We start from the raw sequence: 25,735 nt of genomic DNA on the forward strand, positions 1-25,735 counted from the left end.
GGCCCAATACATAAAGATCGAGCACAATTCTTGCTACAGAATTGCGCCCGTTTCTAGAATAGTCCTACACAAATTATATAATAGTCTCCTTTGTTGTATTTTGAATACTTTCCTTGTATCACAATTTTCAAAAAATATGAGAAGTACAAAGCACGCTTGTTAATTCATTCTGTCTTTTGTTAAAGAGCGTGAATTCAGTCAAGTTCTTGGTTTACGGTATGTCCACTATTGCAAGCACGGAATTGACTCGGTGAAAGTCCTGTATTTCTTTTAAATGCATTATAAAAGCTAGATACACTTTGATAGCCTGTTTGATAACCAATCTCCGTACTATTAAAGACCGTTGTCAAGAGAAGTTCCTTTGCTTTCTTAACTCTGATCCTTTCTAAATATATTCGAGGAGTATACCCTGTTCTTTCTTTGAAAATCCGATTTAAATGAAAACGACTAACTCCTACCCTTGATGCAATTTCATTTAAAGACATGTTTTAAACATAATTATTTTTTATCAATCGCATAGTATCTTCCAAAACGCATTCGAACGGGTCATATATTTTTATATTTAGATCTGGTCGGCATCTTTTGCATGGTCGATAGCCTGCACTTTGAGCTTCGTACGCATTTGTAAAAAAGGATACTTTATTGCTACTCAACAGTTCCTTAATCCGCCTTTCAGTTCAGATCTTCTTTTCACTATAAAAACGCCCATTTAGATAAACAAATCCAAAGGAGCAAAACATCGCAACTTTTTATAAAGTTAGTGTCAATTAATATTTAGAAAGTAATCAAAGTCACTTGTTATCTGTACCACATACTCCATTTGTCCTGTATGTTCGTTGGTGCTTTGTTCTATTTTCATACTTCCATCTTTGTTGAAATAACTGTGTAACGGGTTATTTCCTCCATCGTTTGTCGTGTAATAAAATCCTTCTGGTTTTTCCACCTTTTTTAAGTCATCTTGAAAGTAGATTTCAGGTTCAACGCCTTTTTTATCACTTTTAGGGTATTTAAATAAACCAGCTTTTTTATAATACGACAATATTTCTGCTTTACTTAGTTTAGTAGATAGGCGAACAGATGCAATAACACCCCAATATCCACCATTTCCCCATACAAGGGATTTTCCATTAACTTGTTCCTTTTCCATGACTTTGGTTTGTGGAGGAAGGGGATATTTAAATAGTTGTTCAGCAAAGTTATTAGAAATTCTGTCTTTATTCGTCCAATATGAAAATCCTGCAATCAATATTATTACTACTAAAATGATTATCCCCATCTTACTAGATATCGTTCTTCTTAATATATTCAACTTTAAGAGACCTCTCCCAAGAAATTATTGACAGTAAAATTTTAACATAAAAATCCGTTTATCCTTAAAAAAACACTCCTTTTCTCATTTTATCAAAAGTCAAGAAAATAATTATGAAACACTATAATTAAACGATGTATTATAATGTCACACATTATATAGGGTTAAAAGGAAAGGATAGATGAACAGGAGAGAGTACCTGTATACATCTATCCTTTTGTACAACATATGACCTCATTTACCACAACAACAATATATTATTGTTGTTCAACTAACGCTCCCGTTACTTTAAGTACACAATAATTCTCAAGCTATACTTTTACATGATTAGAATTTATACCTTACCTAATCAGGATCCAACGCAACCAGATGATGTTGCCAACAATCTGACATCTCAGTTCCAATTTCGTGATTATTTATACAAACGCTATTGTTACCGTCCAATCCGTCATTACCACCTATTGATATGGCTAATCCCATAATGGTGTACTTACCCTAACTGGCGTTTAAATGCTTTATTGGCGAAGAAGTAAGCAATGATCATGATGCCGACGCACCAGGCAAGCGCGATCCAGATACCGTTGCCAACAGACCCTTCATACAAGAGGGCACGAATCGCATTCACGATTGAAGTCACGGGCTGGTTCTCAGCGAACGCACGGACAATTTTAGGCATGGTTTCAGTGGGGACAAAGGCCGAACTGATAAACGGCAGGAAAATCAGCGGGTACGAGTAGGCTGTCGCCCCTTCCATAGACTTCGCTGTCAAGCCGGGAATGACCGCCAGCCATGTCAGCGCTAGCGTAAACAGCCCGAGTATCCCAGCTACTGCGAGCCAATCGAGGATATCAGCGCTGGAACGGAAGCCCATCAAGAGGGCAACGAGAATAACCACCACGATAGTAAGCACATTGGAAACAAGCGAGGTCAACACGTGAGCCCACAATACCGACGAGCGCTTGATGGGCATGGTAATGAAACGCGCCATTAGCCCACTCTTTACATCCGTAAACAGCCGCAGTGAAGTGTAAGCGACACCGGATGCGATAGCCATCAGCAAGATTCCCGGCAATAAATAATTGACGTAGTTGTCCGTGCCTGTCTCTATGGCGCCGCCAAATACGTAGACAAACAGCAGCAGCATCATAATCGGCGTAATCGCTACCGTGATAATCGTATCCGGGCTGCGCATGATGTTGCGCATTAAACGCCCTAGTAATACCCCTGTTTTGCTTTTCATTTACATCTCCTCCCTTTTGCCGATGATCGCGAGGAAAATTCCCTCCAATGTCGGCTGCTTCTCGATGTACTCCACTTTCGCTGGCGGGAACATCTCTTTGAGTTCGGTAAGGGTACCGGTCGTGATGATTTTTCCGCCATGCAGGATAGCGATACGGTCCGCCAGTTGTTCGGCTTCCTCCAGGTACTGGGTCGTCAGCAAGATGGTCGTGCCGCCGCTGGCAAGCTCCTTGACGGTATCCCAGACTTCAATCCGTGCTTCGGGATCAAGCCCTGTCGTCGGTTCGTCGAGAAAAATGACTGCTGGCGTCCCGATCAAGCTCATGGCGATGTCAAGCCGGCGCTTCATCCCGCCTGAATACTGGTCTGCTCGGCGGTTGGCCGCATCGGTCAGGCTGAATCTTGCAAGCAGATTGTCGGCGACTTGAGCGGGATTGGAAACTCCCCGCAACTTGGCGATCATCATCAGGTTTTCCCTCCCGGTGAGCATGCCGTCTAAAGCTGCGAACTGCCCTGTCAGGCTGATGTTCTGGCGAACATGATCCGGTTGACGCTGGACGTCAAAGCCGCAAATACCTACTTCGCCGTCATCGAGCTTCATCAGCGTCGAGAGGATGTTGACCGTCGTCGTCTTGCCCGCTCCATTTGAGCCCAGCAGTGCGAAAATTTCGCCACGCCGCACCTCAAAATCCACCCCCTTTAAGACTTCCTTGTCTTTAAAGGATTTTTTTAACTCTTTTACAGAAATCACTGCATTGCTCATACTTTTTTCCTCCTTATAAAAAGCGCTTTGCGGAGCTAGATTGCCTATACTCTTCTATTTAGTCTGACTGATAATCCGTATAACTTAGTACCAGGTTGAAAATATAACTGAATAGCGAAGGTGGCAATTCACATTTGTAACCAGCTATTCAGTCGGTATTATCTATTGAATTTACTTTTTTCCCAATCGCTTCATGATACTCTGATTCAAATCTTCACGATACTTAGCGACATAGGTTTTAGCGTTTGCCACTAGTTCGTCGGCAAAGGACGCCACGTCGTCCCCAGTGATTTCCAGCACTTTTCTACCTTCCGCTGCACCGGCTTCGAACAACTCGATTAATTCATACTGAATGTGCAGCATATCCATCCCGTTGCCCGCTGAGAAATTCCACATGTAGTTTTGAATTTTCTTAAATACAAACTGGTAGTCCTCTGGCAGGGCTCCAACCCGTGCCATCATCATTTTGTACTCTTTTTTATCACCAATCATTTTTTTGAACATTTCCATCATGTTATTTTTCCTCCTTTTTTATAAAGCTGAACAAGACACTCCAAAAATATCGGACGGAATATCTTATGCAGCTAGATTGACTTCAAGACGTTGATTTTTGATGATACAAAATCCCATTTTTTCCAAAACAATTCAAGTTCCTGGCGGCCAGCCTCATTAAGTGAGTAAAACTTGCGGGGCGGCCCCATATCTGACGGTTTCTTTTCTATATTCACAAGTTTTTTCTTTTCTAATCGCACGAGGATGGTATAGACCGTCCCTTCCACGACTTCAGTAAACCCAAGCTCGTTCAGACGGCGGGTAATCTCGTAGCCATAGGTTTCATGGCGGCTGATGATTTCCAGCACACAGCCTTCCAGCGAACCCTTCAGCATTTCAGTTAAATTTTCCATGTTCAGATCCTCCTCTACCCCCTCTATTTTGTCTGACTTATATTCAGTATAACAGAGTACTAAGGGAAATTTTTACTGAATAGCTTTTGGGAAAACATGCTATTCAGTATTGCTTATTACATGTATATTGTAACACCGAGTAGAAGGTGTCAACTATTTTTCTTAAAAATATTTTTGTAACCTCACTATTCAGTGGTGTCAGTATCCAGTACGACTTACTACAGGTGTATCTTAACACGTAGTAGATAGACTGTCAACTGGATTTTCTAAATATTTTTAAAACCAGCTATCCCCATTGGATACAGCCGATTTTCTTTATGGAGCTTTTACTTCCTCCAATGCTTCTTTCACAATGATTACACCGTGGATCATTCCCATCCAGCAGCTGTACATGTAGGTTCCCGGTTTCTCTGATGTGAAAACGATGAGGTTTTCTTCTACTTCCAGTGACTTCTCAATCCCATACTCATTTATAAAGAGACGGTTGTTGCAGCCATTCAACTCTTCGGGAGTCGCCTGCACGTTCCACACCATCGTGTGCCCACTTCGAGCACAATGGTCTCGTATGCGAACGGTTCCAAATGAGTCGTCACATGCTGGGCGTCGTAAATAAAGCGATTCCAGAAATCCCCAGACCGCGGTTGAACATGCTTACCCCCAAGATGATCACTAGCATAGCTCCGACAGCCAAGACCTTATCGGTAAACTTCTTCTTGCCAATTATTAGGCACTCAGCGCTTTAAAAAACTAATGGGGCAACTTATACTAATCCCAGATTAATTAAAATAATTTAATACTTATTAAACATAAAGATTGAAACAACTAAAAAAGCATGACGTTTCTCTGTCACGCTTTTATTATTTATTACAGCAAAATTAGATTAACATACATATTTCTAGTAAAGGCTACTTCTGTACTTCAACTATACACTTTTCTTTTGCCCTACCTAATATTTTATCGAAATAACAACAGAAAAAACTAACATTATATGTTCATTTTATTTTTCCCTCAACCCATTTCAATAGTACTAGGCATTTTCAAACCGTTTTAAATAATCAGTAGAGAACTTTTTTACTTTTATTATTAGTTATTTCACATATAAATTATTTTATTTGTGTATGAATTTAGTAACAACTCCAACACGTTTTGTGAAATACTGGTATCCTTTTTTAATAAGATTGCATTTCTTACAAAATTTTCTGACGTTGTCAATTCATTCCTACAGTCCTCTAAAATAAAATATTTCTACTTGATACAATTACAGTACTACACTTATACTAAATCCATCATACCCCTTACTTCCTACAGTTTGTATTGCCGTTGAGGATAAATTGGACTCAGATGCAAGAATATCAAAGAAATGACGAACCCCCTGAACATTGACGTCTTTACTAGATGCATTGACTATCTCTCCTTTTCGCACTATATTATCCCCTATAATTACAGTACCTTTCCGAGACAATTTAAGGGCCCACTTTAAATATTCCGAATTATTTTGTTTGTCTCCATCAATAAAAATTAAATCAAATGGATTAATTCCCTCATCATATAATTTCGGCAGTGTTTCAAGAGCAGATCCAATTCTTACTTCTACTATATTAGATAGTTCAGCTCTCGCTATATTCACTTTTGCAACTTCTGCATGGTGCACTTCTGATTCAAGAGTAATTAGATGACCATCTGCTGGTAAAGCACGATGATTTATTATTCATGGGGGAAGCAGCTTCAACCGATTACCATTTATCTTTTATCGGTACCTTTTTAAATAAAGCATCTATATTTAATCGCTTTTTTTCTTTAGAACAACTAGCCATTTTAAATATTCACTTTGAAAGTATCAAGCATGCTAAGACTAGCGCTGATAGAGAATTTTGGATAGAAAAAGCTGAGAGCTATATCCGAGAAGAGAATTTGTTCCTATTTTTATACCATCCTATTAAAAATCGTACATTTCATCCGATGATTAAAGATATTCAATTTGAATCGTTCGGCTATGTAGATTTTAGGAAACTATGGATTAAGTAGCAGTGGTGTAAACGGTGCATTTATTAAATCTCAAAAAAGAAAGTCTGTTTGGATAGTCAATGTTTGCAAAATGTTTGCAAAATGTTTGCAAATACGAAAATAAAAACCCACAAACGTTGTTATAGCAACGTTTGTGGTGTTAATCCATACAATATAAATTGAATCGTATTTTCAATTTCCACTTCATCATCCCATTTTTCTTCAGGTAATAATAAAAATCGAGTTAAAATTAACCCCATTATAGCTGATAAAGTAAGGCGTATAACTGAAGGTGTAGGCATTTCAATAATTTGTCCTTGTTCTTGAAAATGTACAATTAATTTTTTAAAGCGGGAAAAAAGTTCTTTTTCCACTAATTGTTGTATTTCATTTTTTAATTCTGGTTGAAACGGGACTTCTTGCATTAAAATTTTTAGCATTGGAAAATGTTTTTTAGCAAATTCAAATCGATTTCGAATCGCCACTCTTAAAAACTCTTCATACGATTTGTACGTATTTTCAAGTACTTCTTTTGCAAAAGCCTGTACGAAAAATGGAGCAGCAAACTTTGTTAATGTTGGCATGACAACCGCTAATAGTAAATCTTTTTTTGTTTTATAGTAGCGGAAGATTGTTCCCTCCGCTACACCAGCACGCTTTGCAATTTCACTCGTTGAAGTTGATGCATATCCTTTTTCTCCAAACATATCAACCGCCGCTTCTAATATACGCATTTGACGTTCATTACGTTTATCTGTGTCTGTAGCAGCAATTAATTCTTCCAGCCAATCTTTCTTCATTCGTAAAGCTCCTTTTTTATAAACATTATATTTTGCGATGTTTCTTCAAAGCAAATACATTCCCTACTGCAAATAATAACGCAAAAAGAAGTAACACACCAAGATCTCCCGCAATTTCAGCAAATCCTTGATTACGAATCATCACTTGTCTCATTGCATCAGCACCATATGTGAGCGGAAATAACTTACCTAGCATTTGCAGCCACTTATTCATTGATTCCATTGGAAACAAACCTGAAAAGAAAATTTGCGGTACAATAACCAGTGGGATAAACTGAATCATTTGAAATTCATTATTGGCATATGCCGATAAAAAAGTTCCTAGTGTTAATGCTGTTAATGAAAGCATACATGTAATCAGTAGTGTAAGCCATGGAGATCCAGCTACATATAAATCAAGAACATAAACAGAGAAACTTACAATGATAACAGATTGTAAAAACGCAAAAATACCAAATCCAAGTATATAACCGACAACAATTTCCCATCTTCGCACTGGAGTAGATAAAAGCCTTTCTAACGTTCCACTTAACCGCTCACGCACAAAAGATACACCGGATAAAATAAAGACAAAGAAAAATGTAAAGAAACCAATTAATACAGGTCCAAGACCATCAAACATTGTAAAGTCTGCGGAACCATGTAAAAAATCAATTTTTGGTTTCATACCAGGCATTTCATTTTTTTCTGTACCCTTTTGTAATAGTCGCAGCACGGCGCTATTTTTTGAAGAATCGCTACCTTCCAGCAATACATTCACTTTTCCATGTTCTAAAGTTATAATGGCATCTATTTGTTGCTTTTCTAACTTAGACTGTGCGTTTTCTTTACTATACTCATAGATGGTAGCATCTTGCTTTTTCATTGATTCCACTATAGATGCTGGAACATCTACTAATGCAATATGCGGAGTATAGTCCTTTTGAGTAAACACTAACGATAATAACCAAAGGAGTAACATCGGAGCTCCAAACATCATTGCCAATGATCGTTTATCTCGAAAAAACTGGCGAATAATACGGATAACTACACCACCAATTCTCATGATTCAACCACCCCTTCCAATAAAAACACATCTTCAATCCGTCCTGATGAAGTTCGGTCTTTTAAGTCCTTTGGTGTTCCCGTTGCAATTAACTTACCATCTCTAATTAATCCAAGACGTTCACAAAATTCAGCTTCATCCATAATATGTGTTGTCACAATAATCGTTGTTCCTTGTTTCTTGAGCTCATAAAAATTCTCCCAAATAGATTTACGTAAAACTGGATCAATCCCAACCGTTGGTTCATCTAAAATTAATAACTTGGGCTCATGTAGAAGTGCTATAGCAAGTGATAACCGTTTCTTCATTCCACCTGAAAAATGTTGCACTTGCTTTTTTGCATGTTGGGATAATTGTACCAATGTAAATACCTCTTCTATTCTCTCTTTCTTGCGCTTCCCTTTTAATCCATACATTGTTGCAATAAAGTCTGCATTTTCATAAGCTGATAATTCTTCATACAGCGCATCCGCTTGCGCCATATACCCTATTTGCTTCATGCCATTTAAGTTAGGCATTTGTACCCCTAATGCTATTACATCCCCTATTGTTGATTCACTAATGCCAGCAACCATTTTAATAAGCGTCGTTTTACCAGACCCGGATGGACCTACTAAACCAAAAATCTCTGTCTCTGCTACAGATAGTGAAATATTGTGCAGTACTTCTTTTTTTCCAAAACACTTTGATACATCTTGTAAAATGACTGAAGGTTGTTGCAATAAGATCTCCTCCTTCTCGAAATGAGTGAGTACTCACTTTTATTTTACTCTTAGATTATTATATGTCAAATTATATTTATGAGTATTATCTTTTCAATCTTTCTAACAACTAATACATTGTCTATAGAAAAATGAAACAGAGTCGACAATAGAATTCATTTCTCACTGTCGACTCTGTTTCATTTTAAATCATTATTTATAGGCTACGTTTCTAAATTTAAATACTTTCTAATTCTAGCAAGATCTAAAGAATACTCAATTACTAACTGCTGGATAGGCAAAATAACTTTTTCAGGATACAAATGTGCATATTTTAATGTTTCTGTATATTTTTCTAACCTTTTTTCTAAATACTTTACAATTTGCTCAGGATGATTCACCAATAAACATTGACTATAATAATGAATTTGTTCTTCAATTGCAGTATATTCCTCAATTTCAAATTCTTTATGCATGTGTACACTCCTTTATAATTAGTTTTTTATATGCACAAGCCATAAGCATTCTAATTTGAACAAAAACTGATTATTTTAATTATTTACACTATAACAAAGAAAGAACGTCAAAATTTGTTAGTTTATGTAGCGTAGTACAAATTTAACAAAATTGTAATGGATACTTGTACTTTTTAGAAAACACCAATCTTTCATCATACATACTTTCTGTTGCTTACATTTGTTATCTTATTTTCTATTAAAAGAGTTATAGTGAATGAGCCACCGTAACATCACTCAAAGCTAATAAAAAAAGTCGTACAAATTAATCCAGCTGTACGACTACAATTTCTGGTCTATTAAAAATCCTTTGAGGAATGATGCTATTCCCTAACCCTCTGCTTACTATCATGGAAGTACCTTGTTCCTTATATGAACCTGCTGTGTATTTGGGTAATATGCCTTGATTAGGTGCAACTAAGCCTCCAATAAAAGGCAGTCTTACTTGTCCTCCATGGGCATGCCCTGTTAAAACTAAATCAATTTGTTGCTCAGCGTATACTTGTAAAAGTTCAGGTCTATGTGAAAGTAGTACTTTATATTCATCCTGATCTACCGCATTTTTCACTTTAACGATTTCATTTTTCACTGTAGACATCTCTTCATTTTCATCGTTATTTTTCGCGGTAAATGCCGGATCATCTATGCCGAGAAGGCAAATTTCCTGCCCCTCTTTTTGAATACGTTCATGTTCATTTCTCAAAACTGTCACATTATATCTTTTCAACTCTTTTTCTAAACTATCATACCGCCCTGACCATAATTCATGATTTCCTGTAACAAAATAAACGGGATAGTGTTTTACAAGCTCTTTCACTACCTTTAAACTCGCCTCTGCATCATACCTCTTACTATCGATTAGATCTCCTGTAATGGCGATAATATCAGGGTTCAAGCTTTTCACTTTTTCAATTAAAACTTCTTGGTTTTCTCCAAATTTTTTACTATGTAAATCCGACAACTGTACAATTTTAAACCCCTTGAAATTAGAAGGTATCTTACTAGATGTTATTGATATTTCACTTACACTTATTAAATTATTTTGTAAGTATGAGAATGCACTGACTCCTATCGCTATTGCACTTATAATAAATAACCGTTTATATCTTTTTTTCATATCTTCTCCCTTATAAAAATTCTATTAAATATATTTTTAGCAATTCTTTTTAATCATATCATTAACATTTTATCAAACAGTCTATTTCTACAAAATAGATAGTATTTTATTTTTATAATGTTTTATTTTCCCTTTTAATACAGTATGTGAAATTATATTTTTTTTGCAGTGTTCCTTGCTCCTTAACTACCATTACAGATAGCAACTTCATTATATCTATATAAGAATTTCTTTATTTTATCTATATCAATGCCGTAAAAAACTGCCTAAGGGGGACATTAGGCAGTTTAATTCATTTATATTTATGCTAGTGATTTCGTTTCTCTCATTACTTCAATGAAGTATCCCCAGTTATTTATAACTGATGAAATACTAATATGTTCATCTGGCGTATGAACATTGAAAATATCTGGTCCGAATGAGATGGCATCCAATTCAGGCATTTTTTGAACAAATACACTACATTCGATACCAGCGTGTACTGCAAAGATTTCAGCATCTTTGTTATATTTTTCTTTATGCACTTTTTCAAACAAATCACGAATTGGTGAATTCGGGTTGTACGGCCATTCTGGATACTCAGATTCCTTTTCAAATTGTGCTCCAACTAATTCTGCAATATGCTTAATTTCATTCGTAATATGCTGTTTTAAACTACTTACAGAACTTCTCACTTCGTTTCGCAATTTAATTTCATTATGTAATGTTTCAATAACACCTAAATTTGTTGAGCTTTCTACAAGTCCTTTAATATCCATGCTCATGCTTTGAATGCCGTTTGGAATCAAGAATAAAGAAGAAATAAGTTGTTTCTGTGTTTCTGTTGCAAATACTTTTTCTACTTTTTCTTCTAATTTTGTAAGAGAAACATGTACATCAGGATCTACAGCACGTAGCTCGTCTTGGAAAATACGTGTCCATTCTGCTACTTTCTCTTCTACCTTTTGCACGTCGTTTACAGATAATAAAATTGTTGCTACGCTTTCACGCGGAATTGCATTTGTTTTTAACCCACCATGAATTCCACTCATGTTAAATGAAATTTCATTCGATAAATCATGGAGAACGCGTCCTAAAACTTTATTGGCATTTCCTCTTTGTTTATCAATCTCCATACCAGAGTGGCCACCTTTTAAGCCTCCAACATATAAACGGTATGCTTCTAGTTCAGCAGGTACTTCTTCCCAAACAACAGGAATCGTTTCAACTGCCTTTGCTCCGCCTGCACTGCTCACTAGTAATTTATGATCTTCTTCAGAGTCGATATTAATAAATATTTTCCCATCAAAGTGCTTCGCATCAACCGCAAAGGCTCCACCCATTGTTGTCTCTTCTTCTGTTGTAATCACAACCTCCAGAGCTGGATGTGGAATATCAGTTGAATCTAATAGTGCTAATGCATATGCAACCGCAATACCATTATCAGCACCTAAAGTCGTTTGATTTGCATACAGCATGTCCCCAACGATTCGTAATTGAATTGGATCCTTTTTAAAATCATGAACGGTTGCTTGGTTCTTCTCGCAAACCATGTCCATATGGCCCTGAATAATAATTGCAGGAACATTTTCATAACCATCCGTTGCTGTCTTTTTAATGACTACATTTAATGCTTCATCTTGTACAACATCTAAATTACGATCTTTTGCAAATTCAACTAAATAATCACTAATTTCTTTTTCATTTCCAGATCCTCTTGGAATCTTTGAAATTTCTGCAAAATGATAAAATACAGGGTGCTTTGCTAATTGTTCTAAATTAGAATACATTTTGAAGCTCCTCTCTTAAATAAAACTGATTAGATAAATCTTTGAATTTCAAATTATTCTTTTCTTTACCATTATACCATGCTTCATCATTTTACTTTTTATTAAAGATGTAGATCTATCACTTCTATTTATCAAAAACTATCCCATATCCATTTCACAGAATATTAGTATGATTTTATACTACATTTAAAAAATTAAGGAGAATGCATATGTATTTTACAGAAACCTTCCTTGTCCTGAACATATTTTCGATTTATACGATTCCGTCGGTTGGAATGATTATTTAAAGCTTTTAAAAGAGCAAATGCATAATACCCTCACTCAAAGTACTTTTATTATAAGCGCTTATGACAACGGTCAATTAATTGCAACAGGGCGTATCATTTCAGATGGGGTAATTAACGCTTATCTATGTGGATTGGTCGTTCATCCATCATTTCAAAATCGAGGGATTGGAAAGGAAATCGTTCAAAAATTAATAGTGAAATGTCAAAAACAGAACCTACACCTACGATTACTTTGTACAAAGGAAAATATCCCATTCTATGAGAAATTAAATTTTGAGGAGTTTGGGGTGGGAATGAAGAAGAAATAAAAAAGAAAATGCTTCTATGCATTTTCTTTCAATTTTTTCCCTTGCATATATTTTGATGCATCACCATTCATAAGCTTTTCTAGTCTATTAATATTTTCCGTTAATGCACCTTTTACAAGAGAGAAATCTGTATTTGATGCTTCTTTTTCTTTCTTAAAAAAAGCAAGTTTTTGTTGTTTCATTTCTTGCATTTTCTCCTCCCCCTTTTGTAAAAAAGATACAATCTTTGTCTATCTTTATTATATATGAAATATGGACAGGTTGCACTTCTATCCTTTTCTTTTTAATTCTTCTTCTAACTCTTCTACTTGCTGCATTGTATCTCCTTTTATTAAAGAAAAATCTGTTGTATCCTCAGTCTCTTCTTTAAAAAATTCATTACTATATTCTTTTTCCACTACAATCACCTCTACCTGCTAGTGTAGGGATGATTGTCCAATTTTATTCATTTTTTGTCCGATTTCCTCAGAATTTGTTCTAAATTATGTATAGGAGAAAAGGACAGAATTGATATTCTGTCCTTACTTATTAAAATAACTATGATGAATCGTTAAATTATATACATTTTCAAAGTCACGATCTTGAAGATTGTTCTTTTGACCATCAATAACAATGCAAACATCTTTTACGATTTTCGCTGGTATGATGCCGACATTTTCAACTTGCACCGCCTTTTGTTCATTTAACTGCTCTATATACTCTAAAGGTACTGTAATACTAAATTGAGAGCGGATGCCACGGAAATTTGTATTTAATTCATCTTCTGTCACAAATACCACAATCTTCGCCCCAATTTTTTCTGCATACGTATCAAGAAATACATTTAAACTTTGTGCATATTCTGTTTCAGTTTGCCACTCCATCGTACCAAATGCTGCTGGGTTTACATTTTGAATAATTGTTGTGTAGATCTCACCTCGTGCTTTCGAAGCAATTAATGATCGTTTAATAGATTGAACGGTCTTTCCGATATCACTAAATTTTGCACCCCATATTTCAGAAATGTTTGGAGTTAAAATAAATGCAATATCAACAAATACCACCATTGCAACGAACATCAAAATATTTTTCCAGAGGGTTAAATCAATACCTTTCATCATGAAATAAATTGTGACTGATGTAATAAACACACCATACCATGTTTTTCGAATAAATTGCTTTTTCTCTTCGTACAATTCTTCATTTCTCCAGTAAAAGAAAATAAGAAATAAAAAGACTAGTACGAGAAAAAACAAACCAATTCGAATGTTAGAGACTGTCAATCACATCACCCTCCATTCAAAAACTTCTCACGATATCATTACATGCTCAACTTTCTCTCATTATGACAAAAGACATGGACAACCTTCTAAAGTTAGCTGCATTGCATATACATGAGAAGGAAGCCACATCTTTTATAATGAATCTACATTTTATATGTAGACAAGCATACATTTCAAATTTTCACAAATATTTTTTATCAGGATATATGTTTCGGAATCACACCTTCCAGAACTTCACCATCCATACTTAAATAGTAATGACGAATTGGGCGTAAATTTTCATCTAGTTCATATACGAGTGGTATACTCGTCGGAATATTTAATGATACAACACCATCATCCGATAGATTATCTAAATATTTTACAAGAGAGCGAATCGTATTTCCATGCGATGAGATAATTACCTTTTGTCCAGATTGTAACATCGGTGCAATTTCATTATGCCAAAAGTCCAATACTCTTTGTTCCGTATCCTCTAAGCACTCAGTAAGTGGAAACTCCCCTTTTTTCAACAACTTATATCTTGGATCATCAGCTTCATACCTTGGATCATCTTCAGTAAGTGCTGGCGGTCTTACATCAGTACTTCTTCTCCATATATGAACTTGCTCATCACCATATTTCTTTGCTGTCTCATCCTTATTTAATCCTTGCAATGCTCCATAATGTCTTTCATTTAACTTCCATGATTTATGTACAGGAACCCATGCAAGATCCATTTCATGTAGAATAATCCACAACGTTCGAATTGCCCGTTTTAAAACAGACGTATACGCAAAATCAAACGTATATCCATTGTTTTTTAAAATTGCACCTGCTTCTCTTGCTTCATTTAATCCATTTTTTGATAAGTCTACATCTGTCCATCCTGTAAATCTGTTTTCAAGATTCCATAAACTTTGTCCGTGACGAATGAGTACAAGTTTTATCATAATAATCCCCTTCCGGAAATGAAAATTTAAATTTTGCAATGCGTACACGTAATAAAGTATCTGGTAATGTTAATTTTTTATCCATTTATTCTATGATTTATCCATAGTTGCCAAAATACATGGATAAAATCGGTTCTTTTTCAAACTCTAAAAACAGACGAATGATTTATTTACTCATTTTAATCAACTGGTTCTTCACGCTTAGATAACCATGCATCAAAACCTAAACGGCTATTTGCTAGTTCGGTCATCACTTGATGCCAGTTTTCTTCACATGTTTCACCAAATGTTGAAAAAATACTTCCCATTTGTTTTCTTTGCACATCGCTTAACTTTCTCTCTAGTTCTGCTCCTTCTTTTGTTAGGACAAGCTGTTTCACACGACGATCGTGTTCTGCTTCATTGCTTTCAATAAGCCCTTTTTCAAGAAGCTGACGGAGTGGTCCGTGAAGAGCTTGTTTACTTATTTCTAACAGAGATAACAATTCATTTATACTAAGCCCTGGAAAACGAGCAATAAAAAATAAGATTCGATGATGCACTCGCTGTATACCATACTCTTTTATAATTTCATCTGGTTTTTCTGTAAATGTTTTATATGCAAAATAAAACAATGCAAGTGCTTGGTTCATTTGTTCTTCTTTATGTTGTGTCATCTACTTTCCCCCTATATGTAAATTATACCACAATTTATATCTAGAATATGAAATCAACCGCTTTGACTTAATAAAGGAGACCTTACGTGAACTACCCGCCACTTAACGCTCTTACGAGCTGTTTGAAGTGGGGGCTTCTCGGTTAGTCGTTACTTTTATTAGCTAACGAATTAGTCGTAAGACCACGAGCTATCTCCCATGTTCCATAGGTTCTTTGATATGATTTATGATCATGCTAACAAGCGTATCGCTTCATTTTTGATGTTGATTGCAGCATTATAATCTCTATCTATTGACGTACCACAATCACAAACATACTCTCGTTCAGATAGTGCTAAATCCTTTACGTTTCCACAACTACTGCATGTTTTTGTAGAAGGAAACCATTTATCAATCTTCACAAGTTGTTTGCCTTGTTCTTGTAACTTATAGGCTAAAAAAGTCGTGAACATCCCCCACCCATTATCAGCAACACTTTTACCAAAGTTAAGTGCTCGTGACATCCCTTTCATGTTCAAGTCTTCAATTGCTACAACATCAAAGTTATCGACTAATTCTTTTGACTTATGATGAAGGAAGTTCTTACGTTGGTTTGCTACTTTTTCATGCAACTTAGCTACCCGAATACGTTGCTTATTCCAACGCTCTGAACCTTTTGTGCGTCTTGATAATACTCGTTGGGCCTTTGCTAATCTTTCTAATACTTGACGATAGAAGTGAGGATAATTGGCTTTCTCATTCTCACTACTAACATATAATTCAGACATAGCAAAGTCTAATCCAACAACAGTTTCCACTTCTTTTTGCACGATTTCTTTTTCATACTCAGTCAAGATAGACACATAGTATTTCCCAGTCGGTGTCATGGAAATCGTACATGACTTAATCACATGGTCTTGGGGTATTTCTCTATGTTGTTTGATCTTTACAAGCTTCAATTTCGGTAATTTAATATGACCATTCAGCAACATAATATTTCCGTTGACCATATTCATTGTATAAGATTTTCTATCCTTTTTGCTTTTGAACGTCGGGAAGTCATTTTGACCACTAAAGAAATTTTTATACGCAGTTTGCAAGTTTAATTGAGCATTCGCTAATGCTAATGAATCCACTTCTTTTAACCATTCAAACTCTGTCTTGTACTTTGCAGGAGTAGGAAATTCTTGTTTCTTTAGTTCTTCCTTATTCCCTCTGTGTTTCTCATACACTTCTTTTCGTTCAGCCAACATCTTATTGTATACAAATCGCACACACCCAAAAGTTTTACGTATAAGATGGGCTTGTTGTTCTTTTGGATACAAACGAAATTTGTACGCTTTATTATGTATTGTCATATCATTTCACCTCACTTTTCACCTTGACTTTCGATATACTTTTTTACTATTTCTATTGGTGAACCACCAGTAGTGAGTAAGCAAAAACTTTTTGACCAAAACATCTCTTTCCAAAGTTTCTTTTTCACTTGTGGAAAGTCTCTCTTGATGAGTCGGGAACTGGCACTTTTATACGCATTGATGAACTTTGTTATTTCTGTATTCGGATGTGCTTTGAATAAAATATGAACATGGTCATTGTCATGATTCCACTCAACTAAAGTTATGTTATAGCTTTCTGAAATCCTTATAAACATATCTTTTGCATAGTCAGACATATCATCATCAAATACATTTCTTCTGTATTTCACAACTAATATAAGATGATAATAAAGCGAGAATACTGAATGATTATTACTATCTAAATTCATTGATATACCAACCTTTATACTTTATAAGACTGATTATATCAAAGCTAAAATAAAAATAATAGCAAGTACTTTTTGGCTAACGTCAAACCGAAATTCATCTCCCACCTACCGTTGGGCTATCGCCCTGCACACGCTTGAGGAAGGAGAATTCTTTCGGATAAAGCGTTAAACTTACTAGTAAAGTTGCGAATAAAAAACGTATTGCTCATTAGATTGAGAATACGCTTTTATTCACTAATATAGGCCTAGTTTCCAGAAAGAGTTAGCTGCCACGAAACACCAAACTTATCTTTTAACCAACCGAACTTCTTACTGAATGGATAAGCTGCTAGTGGCATTAAAACTTCCCCTTCTTCTGCTAGCTTATGAAAAACTTCATCAATTTCCGCTTCTGTATCGCAATTTACATATAGCGACATTGAAGGAGTAAATGTAAAGTCATGCTTCACATTACTATCAATACACATAAACTGTTGGCCATTTAATGTGAATGTTGCATGCATGACAGTTCCTTCTTTGCCTGGTCCATTTGCATCATAACGAGAAATAGCTATAATTTCCGATTGATCAAATAAGGAGGTATATAAAGTCATCGCTTCCTCAGCATTACCATCAAACATTAAGAAAGTAGTGATTTTTTGTTTTGAATTATCCAATTAGAAACATCTCCTTTATATAGATACACATGAATTTGTTGGCTTCCCACAAACAAGAACATAAGTTCTTATGATTTTATTTTCCTCAAAAGAGATTGAATTGTCAACCTATAATAAGTTCTAAGTTTTGAAAGAAGAACAAATTGAAATATAATACAACTTATCACAACAAGGGTTTTTAAGCCTACAATACTATATAGCATTCCGCCCAAAACAGGAGCTGCTACATTTGACAATGCTTGAACACCATTCACAATACCATTTGCTTGCTCCAGTTTCTTTTCCGTAATTACATTATCCTGCCACTTTAAAGCACAAAGATAAAAAAGTCGTTTTCCTTCTAGAAAGGAAAACGACTTTTCATTCTTAACACATACTCAGCATTAACGCCCTCGTCTTTGCTGTCCTTGCTTTGTACTGCTTTTCTTTTTACTTGGTTTATGAAATGATTGCTGCTTGCCATTTTGGGATCCTTCGCGATTATCTCTTTGACGATATTGACCTGTTTTCTTTGGTTTCTTTGCGTGCTCTTTTTTCTTTTGTTCATCTTTTTCAGTTGCTTGATGTGCAGGTAGTTCCAACTCTTGTCTCTGCAATGTTGCACCAATACCTTTTTCAATCTCTTTTAAATACATTTCATCTTTTGGAGCAACAAATGTAATCGCAAGGCCTGATCCACCAGCGCGTCCAGTTCGGCCAATTCGGTGAATGTAACTTTCTACATCTTCTGGAATGTCATAGTTAAATACATGCGTTACACCTTCTACATCCAATCCACGAGCTGCCACATCTGTCGCAATTAAATATTGAATTTTCGCATCACGGAAACTCTTCATTACTCGTTCACGTTTCCCTTGTGATAAATCACCATGAAGTTCATCACAATTATAGCCATACCCTTTTAAATCATCATATAACTTACTGGCTCTCCGCTTTGTACGACAAAAAATAACTGCTAAAAACGGCTGATCACGGTCCATCACATGACGCAACGCATCTTGCTTTGCACGGTCTGTCGTTTCAATCACACGTTGCTTAATATTATTCACCGTTACTTCCGCACTTTGAATTTGAATCATCTCAGGTTCTTTCATGTAACGCTTCGCAAGTTTTTTAATATCTTTTGGCATTGTCGCTGAAAATAACATCGTCTGTTTACTCTCAGGTGTTTCTTCTAAAATGTCTTCTATATCATATAAAAAGCCGAAATGAAGCATTTGATCTGCTTCATCTAATACAAGCATAGAAACATTGGATAATACAATCGTTTCGCGGCGTAAATGGTCTAATAAACGTCCTGGTGTTGCCACAACAATGTGCGTATTTCCTTTTAACTTTCTCATTTGCTGCGCAACATCTTGACCACCATATATCGCAAGAACATTGATATTTTCTTGATGAACAAGCATTTTTTCAATTTCAGTTGTAATTTGTAGTGCTAATTCTCTAGTTGGTGCAACAATTAAAGCTTGTACATCACTTGAAGTAGGATCAACTTTTTCTAAAATTGGTAAGACAAATGCAAGTGTCTTACCTGTACCAGTTTTGGCTTGCCCAATTATATCTTTTCCAGCCATAACAACTGGAATTGCTTGCTCTTGAATTGGCGTCGCTTCAGCAATCCCGTTCTCACGTAATGTATGATTAAATGTTTCACTAATTCCTAACTCTAAAAAGTTTTTCAAACAGATCACTTCTTTTCCTTATTTTTCACATTAAGCTCTCATTGTACCATTTGTTACGCTAAATATAAAAAATAAGATAATTCTTATCTCCTTTTTTCATACTCACTATGAATGATTGGGATTAGTTCTTTCTGTTTCTCTTTTGATTTTGTTAGCAATTTCATATTTGAAGGTGACAAAATCAGCCTCTTGATTTTCCGATTATTCCAAATGAGCCATGTATACCTTGTATCTTCATGTACATCTCAGAACCATTCTTGTTCACTTAGCTGCGCAATATGATATTTTAATTTCGCGTCAGTCCTCGGATAGAACAGAATAATATCGGCTATTACATCAAACAAAAGCCATATGTTTTCTCCCCCCCAATATTCTTGTTGTTCATACTCATATGAGTATGAACAACAAGAAAGAAATGATAAAAAGGGTTATTTTGTCGATTGTTTGTCTATCCTTTTAAAAAATCTATATTTTCAAGCGCATTTACATAATGTTAAATATACTTTTACAAAATTAATGAAAAAACGAAATAAGGAGTGATTATATGGAGAAACAGAAACTATGGAAAAAATTAAATGAAGGTGCAACAAAATTAGGAAAATCCGGTGTGTATGAGAGCATTATTTTATATTACACTTTAAAAAAGAACGGACTGCCTACTAAAGCCAAGATAATTATATTAGCTGCGCTTTCCTATTATGTATGGTCAATCGATTTCATCCCAGATTTAGCAGCTATTATTGGAATCGGCCTGTTAGATGATGCTATCGCAATTGCTTGGGCACATAGATATATCATGGTACATACAAATGCAGAAATTCGAGAAAAAGGAAAAGTAAAGATGGAATCCTTATTTGGAGCGACACATGCATAATGCATCAAACAAGAAAGACGGTCTTCATAACCGTCTTTTCTGAACTATACATGTACTTGTTCTATCTGCATTTGTAAGCAATCCAACATTTTTTTCATTTCACGTTCTTTATAATGATTTAAGCAAGCCATTTGAATCCAGTTATTTTGTTGTAAATAGGTTGATTCATAATGGGTAATAAACCCTTGCAATGCTAATGAATCTCCTACTTTCTTAGAAGAAAGTTTTTTATCTAATACAATTGTAAGAATGATAAATGAAGCATGCTCTTTTGGAGATACGAGTTGTAATCCCATATCGGTAACAGCTTCTTCCATAAAAGCATATGTTTGATATATCTTCTTATACTCATCTTCATCTTCAAATTTCTTTAGCGCTTCTTGTAATGCATATATTAAATTCCAAGATTGTGAATACGATACACTTCCATTCTCCTCATACATTCCTATGTCCATGTAGGTAGGTAATGTTTCGTTTGCAGTCACAATATGATTGTAAAATACAAAAGAAAGTCCAGTGTATGCCCCAATCGCTTTTCCACTAACCCCGCTGGCAAAATATATATCTTCTAGAGATAATGGTATTGCTCCAATAGAACTAATACAATCTACACATAATTTAACATCGTACCTTTTGCTTATTCTAATTAACTCGTCTAAATTATTTAGCATACCCGTAGATGTTTCATGATGAACAAACCATAGCGATTCCTATTTTTGATTTTTCACTAATTCCTCTATTTCATTGTATAAAAATGGTCTTCCTGTTTCTCTTTCATATGTATCAAACGATAAGTTTGCTCGAATCGCCTGCTTGACTAAACGATTTCCAAACTCACCATTTGTTAGAACTAATCCACATCCCTTTAATAACTTTAGCTGTAAAGCGATTGAATCATTTGCTAATGTACCCATCCCAAGCATAATTTGCACTTGCTTAGCTTTTGTCATTTGCAATAGTCGTTTTTTCACGTTCTCCATTGCAGTTTTAAATTGATTGGAACGATGTGAAATTGGATTAGAAGCAAATGCTTGCTGAACGTTTTCCCCAATCTCAACAGGGCCTGGTAAAAATGTGTATTCTTTTGTTATCACATTTATAATACTAGATTGTTCAAACATTTTTGGAGTAATATACATTGGCTGGAATGCTGCTTGCTTTGTCCCAACTAATGTATAAAAAGGGCGAAAACCTATTTGTTCATAAAGTGCTAACTCACGCGTTGTTGCTGAAATGAGCGCTAAATCATACCCATTTAGAAGTAAATAGCGATGCAAAAGTCGAATCAATCCGAGTAAAGCTCTTCCGTTTCGATATTCTCTCTCCACAGCTAATAAACGAATTTCATATACACGATCACCACATTTTGGTAACCACTCATCTAAATGAGGTATTTTTTTATCTAAAGAGAATGGCCGCTTTCTTCGCACCGCAACCATTCCTACTAATTTTTGACCATCTAAACATATTAAATACGTATTTTCTTCATGAAACGAATCTATACGTTTGCGCTCTTCTGTTTGTTCATGTTGCGGAATCTCCTCTACGAATGTTTTATAGTTTAGTTTATGAATACTTTCAAATTCCCAAGTTTGATCAGCAATTTTATACATTAACCCCATGTTTTAATCCCCTTTATTTTCTATGTGCATACAAAATCAATATAACCATGCAAACACTTAATACAATCGCTCCCATAGAATAAGAGTATGCAATCATACAAAGTGGTAAGCAAGCGATTGTAATTAAACCAGCCTTTGTGAAACTCTTAAAAATGGAATAACACAAAATAAATACAATCACCAGAGTAAGTGCTATCAAATAATTGAACACAACCATTCCGCCAACATGCCCATCAACTTAAGAGATTTTAATACCCCTAATTACAAAAAAAACGTTATTCTTTCTAAACAAGCTAGATTAGAAAGGATGACGTTTTTTTATGAATCTTTTGATTAAAGATGAACTACAATCATTTGTGGAAGAATTACAGCGATATGTTACACCTGTATTTTTAGAAGAACTGGCAAGAGAAATTGGCTTTATAAAGCGAAAACGCAAGTTTTCTGGTTCAGACTTAGCTACCATTTGTATTTGGATCAGTCAAAGAGTGGCAAGCGATCCTTTAGTCCGATTATGCAGTAGACTTCATGCAACCGCAGGCACTTTACTCAGCCCTGAGGGCTTAAACAAACGGCTAAATCGAAAAGCAGTTTTGTTTTTACAGCATATTTTCTCTTTACTGTTACAACAAAAAATATGTGAACAAACACAAATCTCTAACCAACTTTTCTCGTATTTTGAGCGAATTCGTATCCTAGATGCCACTGTATTTCAAGTACCAAATGTTTTAGAGAATGTATATCCAGGCTCTGGAGGCTGCGCCCAAAAAGCTGGAATCAAAATTCAATTAGAATATGATTTACATAGTGGGCAATTTCTTAATTTCCAAGTGGGACCCGGAAAAAATAATGATAAAACATTTGGTACGGAGTGTTTAGATACCTTACGACCAGGAGATTTATGTATTCGTGATTTGGGTTATTTTTCATTGGAGGACTTAGATCAAATGGATCAACGAGGTACATACTATATTTCTCGTTTAAAACTAAATACGAATGTATATGTGAAAAATCCAAACCCCGAATACTTTAAAAACGGTGCAATAAAGAAACAATCGGAATACATACAAATCGATGTGAAACAGATTTTGAAACAACTACAGCCTGGAGAAACATTTGAATTAAAACATGTGTATATTGGCGATAAACAACAACTGTTTGCACGCGTTATTTTTAATCGATTAACAGATAGGCAACTTCAAAAACGACGAGCGAAGATCGCGGAAAAAGAAAAATCTAAAAATAGAACGTACTCAGAGAAAAGTAAAATGATAGCGGGATTAAACGTGTACGTGACGAATATACCTTGGGAATGGGTTCCGATGGAACAGGTACATGAGTTATATACTTTACGTTGGCAAATAGAGATTGTCTTTAAAACATGGAAATCACTCTTCAAAATAGACCATTATCGTAATGTAAAACAAGAGCGATTAGAGTGCCAACTATATGGAAAGCTAATCGCTATTTTCCTATGTTCCTCTACAATGTTTAAAATGCGTCAACTTCTTTTACAAAAGAAGAAAAAAGAGTTAAGTGAATATAAAGCGATTGGTATGATTCAGGATCATCTATCTCTTTTGTATCAAGCCATACAGAGAAACACCCACGAAATAACAAAGGTCCTAATCCGCCTGTTCCACCTCCTACAGAAGAATGGGCGCAAATCTCACAGATATGAGAAGAAGACTGTCTTTGATATCATGGGTGTTGTCTATGAGTATAATGAATTGAAAAAACAAAAGAAAGTTGCATAATTTAAAAAATGAAGCCCGTTAGGGTTTATTTGTGATGCGTATTTTTAAGAGTATGCTTTTATTTTAGGAATGTTTTGATCCGATGAGCCGAAAGCTCAGGTTGTGCTCACTCTTAAGTTGATGGGCATGCCATTCCGCCAATAAATGTCGAAATTCCCTTTCCACCTTTATATTTAAAGAAAATTGGATATATATGCCCTACCACAATTGCTAGTAACGAGAGTAATAGAAGTATAGAATCCCCAAATAAGATTCTTGCTATATAAACAATAATTGCCCCTTTTAGCGCATCTCCCAAAAATGTTGCAATAAAATATCCTTTCCCATATAAACGCCCCATATTCCGTGCACCAGGATTCCCACTACCAACCTCTCGAATATCCATCCCGTATTTCCATTTTATAATCATATATGCTGTTAATATGTTCCCAACCATATAAGCACCTATTACATACAAAAATTGGCTGATATGAATCATATAATCATTCACTTTCTATTTACTATTTTCAATACACTCTTCAAGCATAAGTGGCATAGAAGTAAGCCATACAATAAAATATGAAACTTGCTACCGTTGTAATTCCTATCAATTCCCATGCAATAACACGTACGGATTTAATATATTGTAAAATATATCCTATTGACCAGACTATAAACAAACTTACAAGTATTATAACTTGCGGCTTATGCACCGGAACCTTATCGATTCCTATAATGGCTATACTATTCATACATACGATAAGCAAGAAGATCGGAAATGAAATTCTAAATAAAAAAATCCATATCTTAATCCCAAAATCCATATAACACCTCCTTTTTTTTGTAAATAATACCAAATATTCATTTTTAAAACGAGACTGCTATATTGAAAACTGTATTTAAAATAAAGTAGGGTTTTTTGTAGTTAAAAAACAAGTTCCTTTGCTGATGAAATTTCACTTTGAACAAAATTTATTTTATTCATATACTTTTCGCAACATCTATCCCATCTAAAGATGTACCAGACATTAAGCCAACAATATACATAGTATCACCTCTACATTTCTTTAAAAGACAATCATATACGTAAGCAACGTACACCCAACTAGAAAAGATACAAATCTAACAATTAGTTGTACTTTTGATGAATACGTACCATCTATAAAAGATACAACAATTGTCAGCATCATACTTGCCGAAATACTCGTCACAATCCATATACTATGCATTTGTGATATATCTAACATTCTTAAAAGAGGCGCAAACAGAAGGTTTGAACAAACCACTACAAATAGAAGTATAAACACACCTTTATAACTGAATTTTATCCGCATTTCATTTCACCCTCTTCTATTGATAAAATGAATTATTAAACCATCAACACGTAAAAAATTTTTTATAAAGTGAAACTTTAATCAGTTGGCGGTCTTACTACCTATTAAGGCGGGATAAAGAAATCTCATCCCTTCTTTTCCAAAAATAAAACGCTATAATTATATAAACGATAGCTACCCCTATACCAAATTCCGTTGTAAATAATTTCGTATATTGTTTGTTACTCGTTCAAGGATCAAATAAAAGTTGAAGAAAGCAGTTATGTGCCGCATGAATCATAACGCCAGTCCATAAACTTCCTGATTTCATCCTTAACCAGGTTGTAATCAAACATACGGAAAATATACTTACTGTAAAAAAGAAAGGATAGGAATATCGAAACGCCACTATTATAATCACTAAAAAACAGTAGCGGATAATGATATAACCCTCAAACAACCCCAATCATGAAAGAAGTGATAGACTAGT

Annotated in this window: 28 protein-coding genes and 6 pseudogenes; 4 read left to right on the plus strand and 30 right to left on the minus strand. The window is 35.1% G+C overall.

Annotated features, from left to right (window positions below; all coding sequences use genetic code 11):
- Positions 1 to 194: 194 nt before the first annotated feature.
- The 8 genes and pseudogenes from MHH45_RS04000 to MHH45_RS04035 all read right to left on the minus strand — a co-directional run.
- Positions 195 to 638, minus strand: a pseudogene (locus MHH45_RS04000) (helix-turn-helix domain-containing protein); the annotation flags it as partial.
- Positions 639 to 763: 125 nt separating this feature from the next.
- On the minus strand, positions 764 to 1,309 hold the full coding sequence (locus MHH45_RS04005; RefSeq protein ID WP_016114895.1) for a hypothetical protein: 546 nt from the start codon (positions 1,307 to 1,309) through the stop codon (positions 764 to 766).
- A 490-nt stretch (positions 1,310 to 1,799) separates the two neighbouring features.
- Positions 1,800 to 2,549, minus strand: coding sequence for an ABC transporter permease (locus MHH45_RS04010; RefSeq protein ID WP_016114894.1), 750 nt, complete (start codon positions 2,547 to 2,549; stop codon positions 1,800 to 1,802).
- Positions 2,550 to 3,311, minus strand: coding sequence for an ABC transporter ATP-binding protein (locus MHH45_RS04015; protein WP_016114893.1), 762 nt, complete (start codon positions 3,309 to 3,311; stop codon positions 2,550 to 2,552). It lies immediately after the preceding gene.
- Positions 3,312 to 3,482: 171 nt separating this feature from the next.
- Entirely contained in the window at positions 3,483 to 3,824 is a 342-nt protein-coding gene (locus MHH45_RS04020) for a DUF1048 domain-containing protein (RefSeq protein ID WP_016114892.1), read from the minus strand.
- A gap of 71 nt (positions 3,825 to 3,895) precedes the next feature.
- Positions 3,896 to 4,216, minus strand: a complete 321-nt coding sequence (locus MHH45_RS04025) for a PadR family transcriptional regulator (RefSeq protein WP_016131412.1) — start codon at positions 4,214 to 4,216, stop codon at positions 3,896 to 3,898.
- A gap of 315 nt (positions 4,217 to 4,531) precedes the next feature.
- A complete protein-coding gene (locus MHH45_RS04030; RefSeq protein ID WP_033671178.1) occupies positions 4,532 to 4,750 on the minus strand; it encodes a hypothetical protein in 219 nt (72 codons plus the stop codon).
- 724 nt (positions 4,751 to 5,474) lie between these two features.
- The gene (locus tag MHH45_RS04035) at positions 5,475 to 5,924 is read right to left on the minus strand and encodes an O-methyltransferase (protein ID WP_340863386.1); all 450 of its coding nucleotides are present in this window, start codon (positions 5,922 to 5,924) and stop codon (positions 5,475 to 5,477) included.
- 2 nt (positions 5,925 to 5,926) lie between these two features.
- On the opposite strand from MHH45_RS04035, the gene MHH45_RS04040 reads away from it, so the two are divergent.
- Positions 5,927 to 6,241 (plus strand): hypothetical protein, encoded by a 315-nt coding sequence (locus MHH45_RS04040; RefSeq protein ID WP_016114889.1) that lies wholly within the window; start codon positions 5,927 to 5,929, stop codon positions 6,239 to 6,241.
- Between the two features lie 119 nt (positions 6,242 to 6,360).
- Here the strand turns inward: MHH45_RS04040 and MHH45_RS04045 are convergent, their stop codons facing one another.
- From MHH45_RS04045 to MHH45_RS04070, 6 genes are all read right to left on the minus strand, one after another.
- On the minus strand, positions 6,361 to 7,020 hold the full coding sequence (locus MHH45_RS04045) for a TetR/AcrR family transcriptional regulator (protein WP_016114888.1): 660 nt from the start codon (positions 7,018 to 7,020) through the stop codon (positions 6,361 to 6,363).
- A gap of 25 nt (positions 7,021 to 7,045) precedes the next feature.
- Positions 7,046 to 8,065: an ABC transporter permease gene (locus tag MHH45_RS04050; protein ID WP_016114887.1), complete on the minus strand. Its 1,020-nt coding sequence runs from the start codon at positions 8,063 to 8,065 to the stop codon at positions 7,046 to 7,048.
- A complete protein-coding gene (locus tag MHH45_RS04055; RefSeq protein ID WP_016114886.1) occupies positions 8,062 to 8,787 on the minus strand; it encodes an ABC transporter ATP-binding protein in 726 nt (241 codons plus the stop codon). The genes MHH45_RS04050 and MHH45_RS04055 overlap by 4 nt, the downstream gene beginning before the upstream one ends.
- Before the next feature lie 203 nt (positions 8,788 to 8,990).
- The gene (locus MHH45_RS04060; RefSeq protein ID WP_003197750.1) at positions 8,991 to 9,242 is read right to left on the minus strand and encodes a hypothetical protein; all 252 of its coding nucleotides are present in this window, start codon (positions 9,240 to 9,242) and stop codon (positions 8,991 to 8,993) included.
- Positions 9,243 to 9,546: 304 nt separating this feature from the next.
- Positions 9,547 to 10,398 (minus strand): metallophosphoesterase, encoded by an 852-nt coding sequence (locus tag MHH45_RS04065; protein ID WP_088094653.1) that lies wholly within the window; start codon positions 10,396 to 10,398, stop codon positions 9,547 to 9,549.
- A gap of 302 nt (positions 10,399 to 10,700) precedes the next feature.
- Positions 10,701 to 12,167: an aminoacyl-histidine dipeptidase gene (locus MHH45_RS04070; protein ID WP_088094652.1), complete on the minus strand. Its 1,467-nt coding sequence runs from the start codon at positions 12,165 to 12,167 to the stop codon at positions 10,701 to 10,703.
- A 304-nt stretch (positions 12,168 to 12,471) separates the two neighbouring features.
- Here MHH45_RS04070 and MHH45_RS04075 point away from each other — a divergent pair, with 304 nt between their 5' ends.
- A complete protein-coding gene (locus tag MHH45_RS04075) occupies positions 12,472 to 12,762 on the plus strand; it encodes a GNAT family N-acetyltransferase (protein WP_016114883.1) in 291 nt (96 codons plus the stop codon).
- A gap of 14 nt (positions 12,763 to 12,776) precedes the next feature.
- Here MHH45_RS04075 and spoIISB read toward each other — a convergent pair whose 3' ends face one another.
- From spoIISB to MHH45_RS04130, 11 genes and pseudogenes are all read right to left on the minus strand, one after another.
- On the minus strand, positions 12,777 to 12,953 hold the full coding sequence (spoIISB, locus tag MHH45_RS04080; protein ID WP_016114882.1) for a stage II sporulation protein SB: 177 nt from the start codon (positions 12,951 to 12,953) through the stop codon (positions 12,777 to 12,779).
- A gap of 78 nt (positions 12,954 to 13,031) precedes the next feature.
- Positions 13,032 to 13,160: a hypothetical protein gene (locus tag MHH45_RS04085; protein ID WP_033671175.1), complete on the minus strand. Its 129-nt coding sequence runs from the start codon at positions 13,158 to 13,160 to the stop codon at positions 13,032 to 13,034.
- A 123-nt stretch (positions 13,161 to 13,283) separates the two neighbouring features.
- Positions 13,284 to 14,024 carry a type II toxin-antitoxin system SpoIISA family toxin gene (locus tag MHH45_RS04090; RefSeq protein WP_016114880.1) on the minus strand — a complete coding sequence of 247 codons (741 nt, stop codon included), beginning with the start codon at positions 14,022 to 14,024 and terminating at the stop codon, positions 13,284 to 13,286.
- A 197-nt stretch (positions 14,025 to 14,221) separates the two neighbouring features.
- Entirely contained in the window at positions 14,222 to 14,956 is a 735-nt protein-coding gene (gene gpmA / locus MHH45_RS04095; RefSeq protein WP_088094651.1) for a 2,3-diphosphoglycerate-dependent phosphoglycerate mutase, read from the minus strand.
- A gap of 179 nt (positions 14,957 to 15,135) precedes the next feature.
- Complete coding sequence (locus MHH45_RS04100) at positions 15,136 to 15,612, minus strand: MarR family winged helix-turn-helix transcriptional regulator (RefSeq protein ID WP_016114878.1); 477 nt, start codon at positions 15,610 to 15,612, stop codon at positions 15,136 to 15,138.
- A gap of 230 nt (positions 15,613 to 15,842) precedes the next feature.
- Positions 15,843 to 16,949: an RNA-guided endonuclease TnpB family protein gene (locus tag MHH45_RS04105; RefSeq protein WP_016114877.1), complete on the minus strand. Its 1,107-nt coding sequence runs from the start codon at positions 16,947 to 16,949 to the stop codon at positions 15,843 to 15,845.
- A gap of 11 nt (positions 16,950 to 16,960) precedes the next feature.
- Positions 16,961 to 17,359 carry an IS200/IS605 family transposase gene (gene tnpA / locus MHH45_RS04110; protein WP_016114876.1) on the minus strand — a complete coding sequence of 133 codons (399 nt, stop codon included), beginning with the start codon at positions 17,357 to 17,359 and terminating at the stop codon, positions 16,961 to 16,963.
- 245 nt (positions 17,360 to 17,604) lie between these two features.
- The gene (locus MHH45_RS04115) at positions 17,605 to 18,015 is read right to left on the minus strand and encodes a VOC family protein (protein WP_016114875.1); all 411 of its coding nucleotides are present in this window, start codon (positions 18,013 to 18,015) and stop codon (positions 17,605 to 17,607) included.
- A gap of 146 nt (positions 18,016 to 18,161) precedes the next feature.
- A pseudogene (locus MHH45_RS04120) lies at positions 18,162 to 18,308 on the minus strand (MFS transporter); the annotation flags it as partial.
- Between the two features lie 90 nt (positions 18,309 to 18,398).
- Positions 18,399 to 19,709, minus strand: a complete 1,311-nt coding sequence (locus MHH45_RS04125) for a DEAD/DEAH box helicase (protein WP_016114874.1) — start codon at positions 19,707 to 19,709, stop codon at positions 18,399 to 18,401.
- A gap of 74 nt (positions 19,710 to 19,783) precedes the next feature.
- Positions 19,784 to 20,053, minus strand: a pseudogene (locus tag MHH45_RS04130) (hypothetical protein).
- Positions 20,054 to 20,244: 191 nt separating this feature from the next.
- Between MHH45_RS04130 and MHH45_RS04135 the strand changes: the two are divergent.
- The gene (locus tag MHH45_RS04135; RefSeq protein WP_016114873.1) at positions 20,245 to 20,574 is read left to right on the plus strand and encodes a YkvA family protein; all 330 of its coding nucleotides are present in this window, start codon (positions 20,245 to 20,247) and stop codon (positions 20,572 to 20,574) included.
- A gap of 44 nt (positions 20,575 to 20,618) precedes the next feature.
- Here the strand turns inward: MHH45_RS04135 and MHH45_RS04140 are convergent.
- Both MHH45_RS04140 and MHH45_RS04145 read right to left on the minus strand, forming a co-directional pair.
- A pseudogene (locus tag MHH45_RS04140) lies at positions 20,619 to 22,196 on the minus strand (aminotransferase class V-fold PLP-dependent enzyme).
- 13 nt (positions 22,197 to 22,209) lie between these two features.
- Positions 22,210 to 22,422, minus strand: a pseudogene (locus tag MHH45_RS04145) (glycerol-3-phosphate 1-O-acyltransferase PlsY); the annotation flags it as partial.
- A gap of 94 nt (positions 22,423 to 22,516) precedes the next feature.
- Between MHH45_RS04145 and MHH45_RS04150 the strand changes: the two are divergent.
- Entirely contained in the window at positions 22,517 to 23,953 is a 1,437-nt protein-coding gene (locus MHH45_RS04150; RefSeq protein WP_088093672.1) for an IS4 family transposase, read from the plus strand.
- A gap of 130 nt (positions 23,954 to 24,083) precedes the next feature.
- Here the strand turns inward: MHH45_RS04150 and MHH45_RS04155 are convergent.
- From MHH45_RS04155 to MHH45_RS28000, 3 genes and pseudogenes are all read right to left on the minus strand, one after another.
- Positions 24,084 to 24,389 (minus strand): annotated as a pseudogene (locus MHH45_RS04155) (glycerol-3-phosphate acyltransferase); the annotation flags it as partial.
- Positions 24,390 to 24,999: 610 nt separating this feature from the next.
- A complete protein-coding gene (locus tag MHH45_RS04160) occupies positions 25,000 to 25,266 on the minus strand; it encodes a hypothetical protein (RefSeq protein WP_016114868.1) in 267 nt (88 codons plus the stop codon).
- A gap of 229 nt (positions 25,267 to 25,495) precedes the next feature.
- Positions 25,496 to 25,666 carry a CPBP family glutamic-type intramembrane protease gene (locus MHH45_RS28000; RefSeq protein ID WP_353778769.1) on the minus strand — a complete coding sequence of 57 codons (171 nt, stop codon included), beginning with the start codon at positions 25,664 to 25,666 and terminating at the stop codon, positions 25,496 to 25,498.
- Between the last annotated feature and the right edge of the window lie 69 nt (positions 25,667 to 25,735).

Source organism: Bacillus sp. FSL K6-0042, from assembly GCF_038006685.1.
GTDB lineage: Bacteria > Bacillota > Bacilli > Bacillales > Bacillaceae_G > Bacillus_A > Bacillus_A pseudomycoides.

What these genes read in the sequence shown, in the direction of transcription:
- MHH45_RS04010 (WP_016114894.1), bottom strand. Translation starts at nt 2,549, where the DNA reads ATGAAAAGCAAAACAGGGGTATTACTAGGGCGTTTAATGCGCAACATC.
- MHH45_RS04015 (WP_016114893.1), bottom strand. Translation starts at nt 3,311, where the DNA reads ATGAGCAATGCAGTGATTTCTGTAAAAGAGTTAAAAAAATCCTTTAAA.
- MHH45_RS04020 (WP_016114892.1), bottom strand. Translation starts at nt 3,824, where the DNA reads ATGATGGAAATGTTCAAAAAAATGATTGGTGATAAAAAAGAGTACAAA.
- MHH45_RS04025 (WP_016131412.1), bottom strand. Translation starts at nt 4,216, where the DNA reads ATGGAAAATTTAACTGAAATGCTGAAGGGTTCGCTGGAAGGCTGTGTG.
- MHH45_RS04030 (WP_033671178.1), bottom strand. Translation starts at nt 4,750, where the DNA reads ATGGTGTGGAACGTGCAGGCGACTCCCGAAGAGTTGAATGGCTGCAAC.
- MHH45_RS04040 (WP_016114889.1), top strand. Translation starts at nt 5,927, where the DNA reads ATGGGGGAAGCAGCTTCAACCGATTACCATTTATCTTTTATCGGTACC.
- MHH45_RS04045 (WP_016114888.1), bottom strand. Translation starts at nt 7,020, where the DNA reads ATGAAGAAAGATTGGCTGGAAGAATTAATTGCTGCTACAGACACAGAT.
- MHH45_RS04050 (WP_016114887.1), bottom strand. Translation starts at nt 8,065, where the DNA reads ATGAGAATTGGTGGTGTAGTTATCCGTATTATTCGCCAGTTTTTTCGA.
- MHH45_RS04060 (WP_003197750.1), bottom strand. Translation starts at nt 9,242, where the DNA reads ATGCATAAAGAATTTGAAATTGAGGAATATACTGCAATTGAAGAACAA.
- MHH45_RS04065 (WP_088094653.1), bottom strand. Translation starts at nt 10,398, where the DNA reads ATGAAAAAAAGATATAAACGGTTATTTATTATAAGTGCAATAGCGATA.
- MHH45_RS04070 (WP_088094652.1), bottom strand. Translation starts at nt 12,167, where the DNA reads ATGTATTCTAATTTAGAACAATTAGCAAAGCACCCTGTATTTTATCAT.
- MHH45_RS04075 (WP_016114883.1), top strand. Translation starts at nt 12,472, where the DNA reads ATGCATAATACCCTCACTCAAAGTACTTTTATTATAAGCGCTTATGAC.
- spoIISB (WP_016114882.1), bottom strand. Translation starts at nt 12,953, where the DNA reads ATGCAAGAAATGAAACAACAAAAACTTGCTTTTTTTAAGAAAGAAAAA.
- gpmA (WP_088094651.1), bottom strand. Translation starts at nt 14,956, where the DNA reads ATGATAAAACTTGTACTCATTCGTCACGGACAAAGTTTATGGAATCTT.
- MHH45_RS04100 (WP_016114878.1), bottom strand. Translation starts at nt 15,612, where the DNA reads ATGACACAACATAAAGAAGAACAAATGAACCAAGCACTTGCATTGTTT.
- MHH45_RS04105 (WP_016114877.1), bottom strand. Translation starts at nt 16,949, where the DNA reads ATGACAATACATAATAAAGCGTACAAATTTCGTTTGTATCCAAAAGAA.
- tnpA (WP_016114876.1), bottom strand. Translation starts at nt 17,359, where the DNA reads ATGAATTTAGATAGTAATAATCATTCAGTATTCTCGCTTTATTATCAT.
- MHH45_RS04135 (WP_016114873.1), top strand. Translation starts at nt 20,245, where the DNA reads ATGGAGAAACAGAAACTATGGAAAAAATTAAATGAAGGTGCAACAAAA.
- MHH45_RS04150 (WP_088093672.1), top strand. Translation starts at nt 22,517, where the DNA reads ATGAATCTTTTGATTAAAGATGAACTACAATCATTTGTGGAAGAATTA.
- MHH45_RS04160 (WP_016114868.1), bottom strand. Translation starts at nt 25,266, where the DNA reads ATGCGGATAAAATTCAGTTATAAAGGTGTGTTTATACTTCTATTTGTA.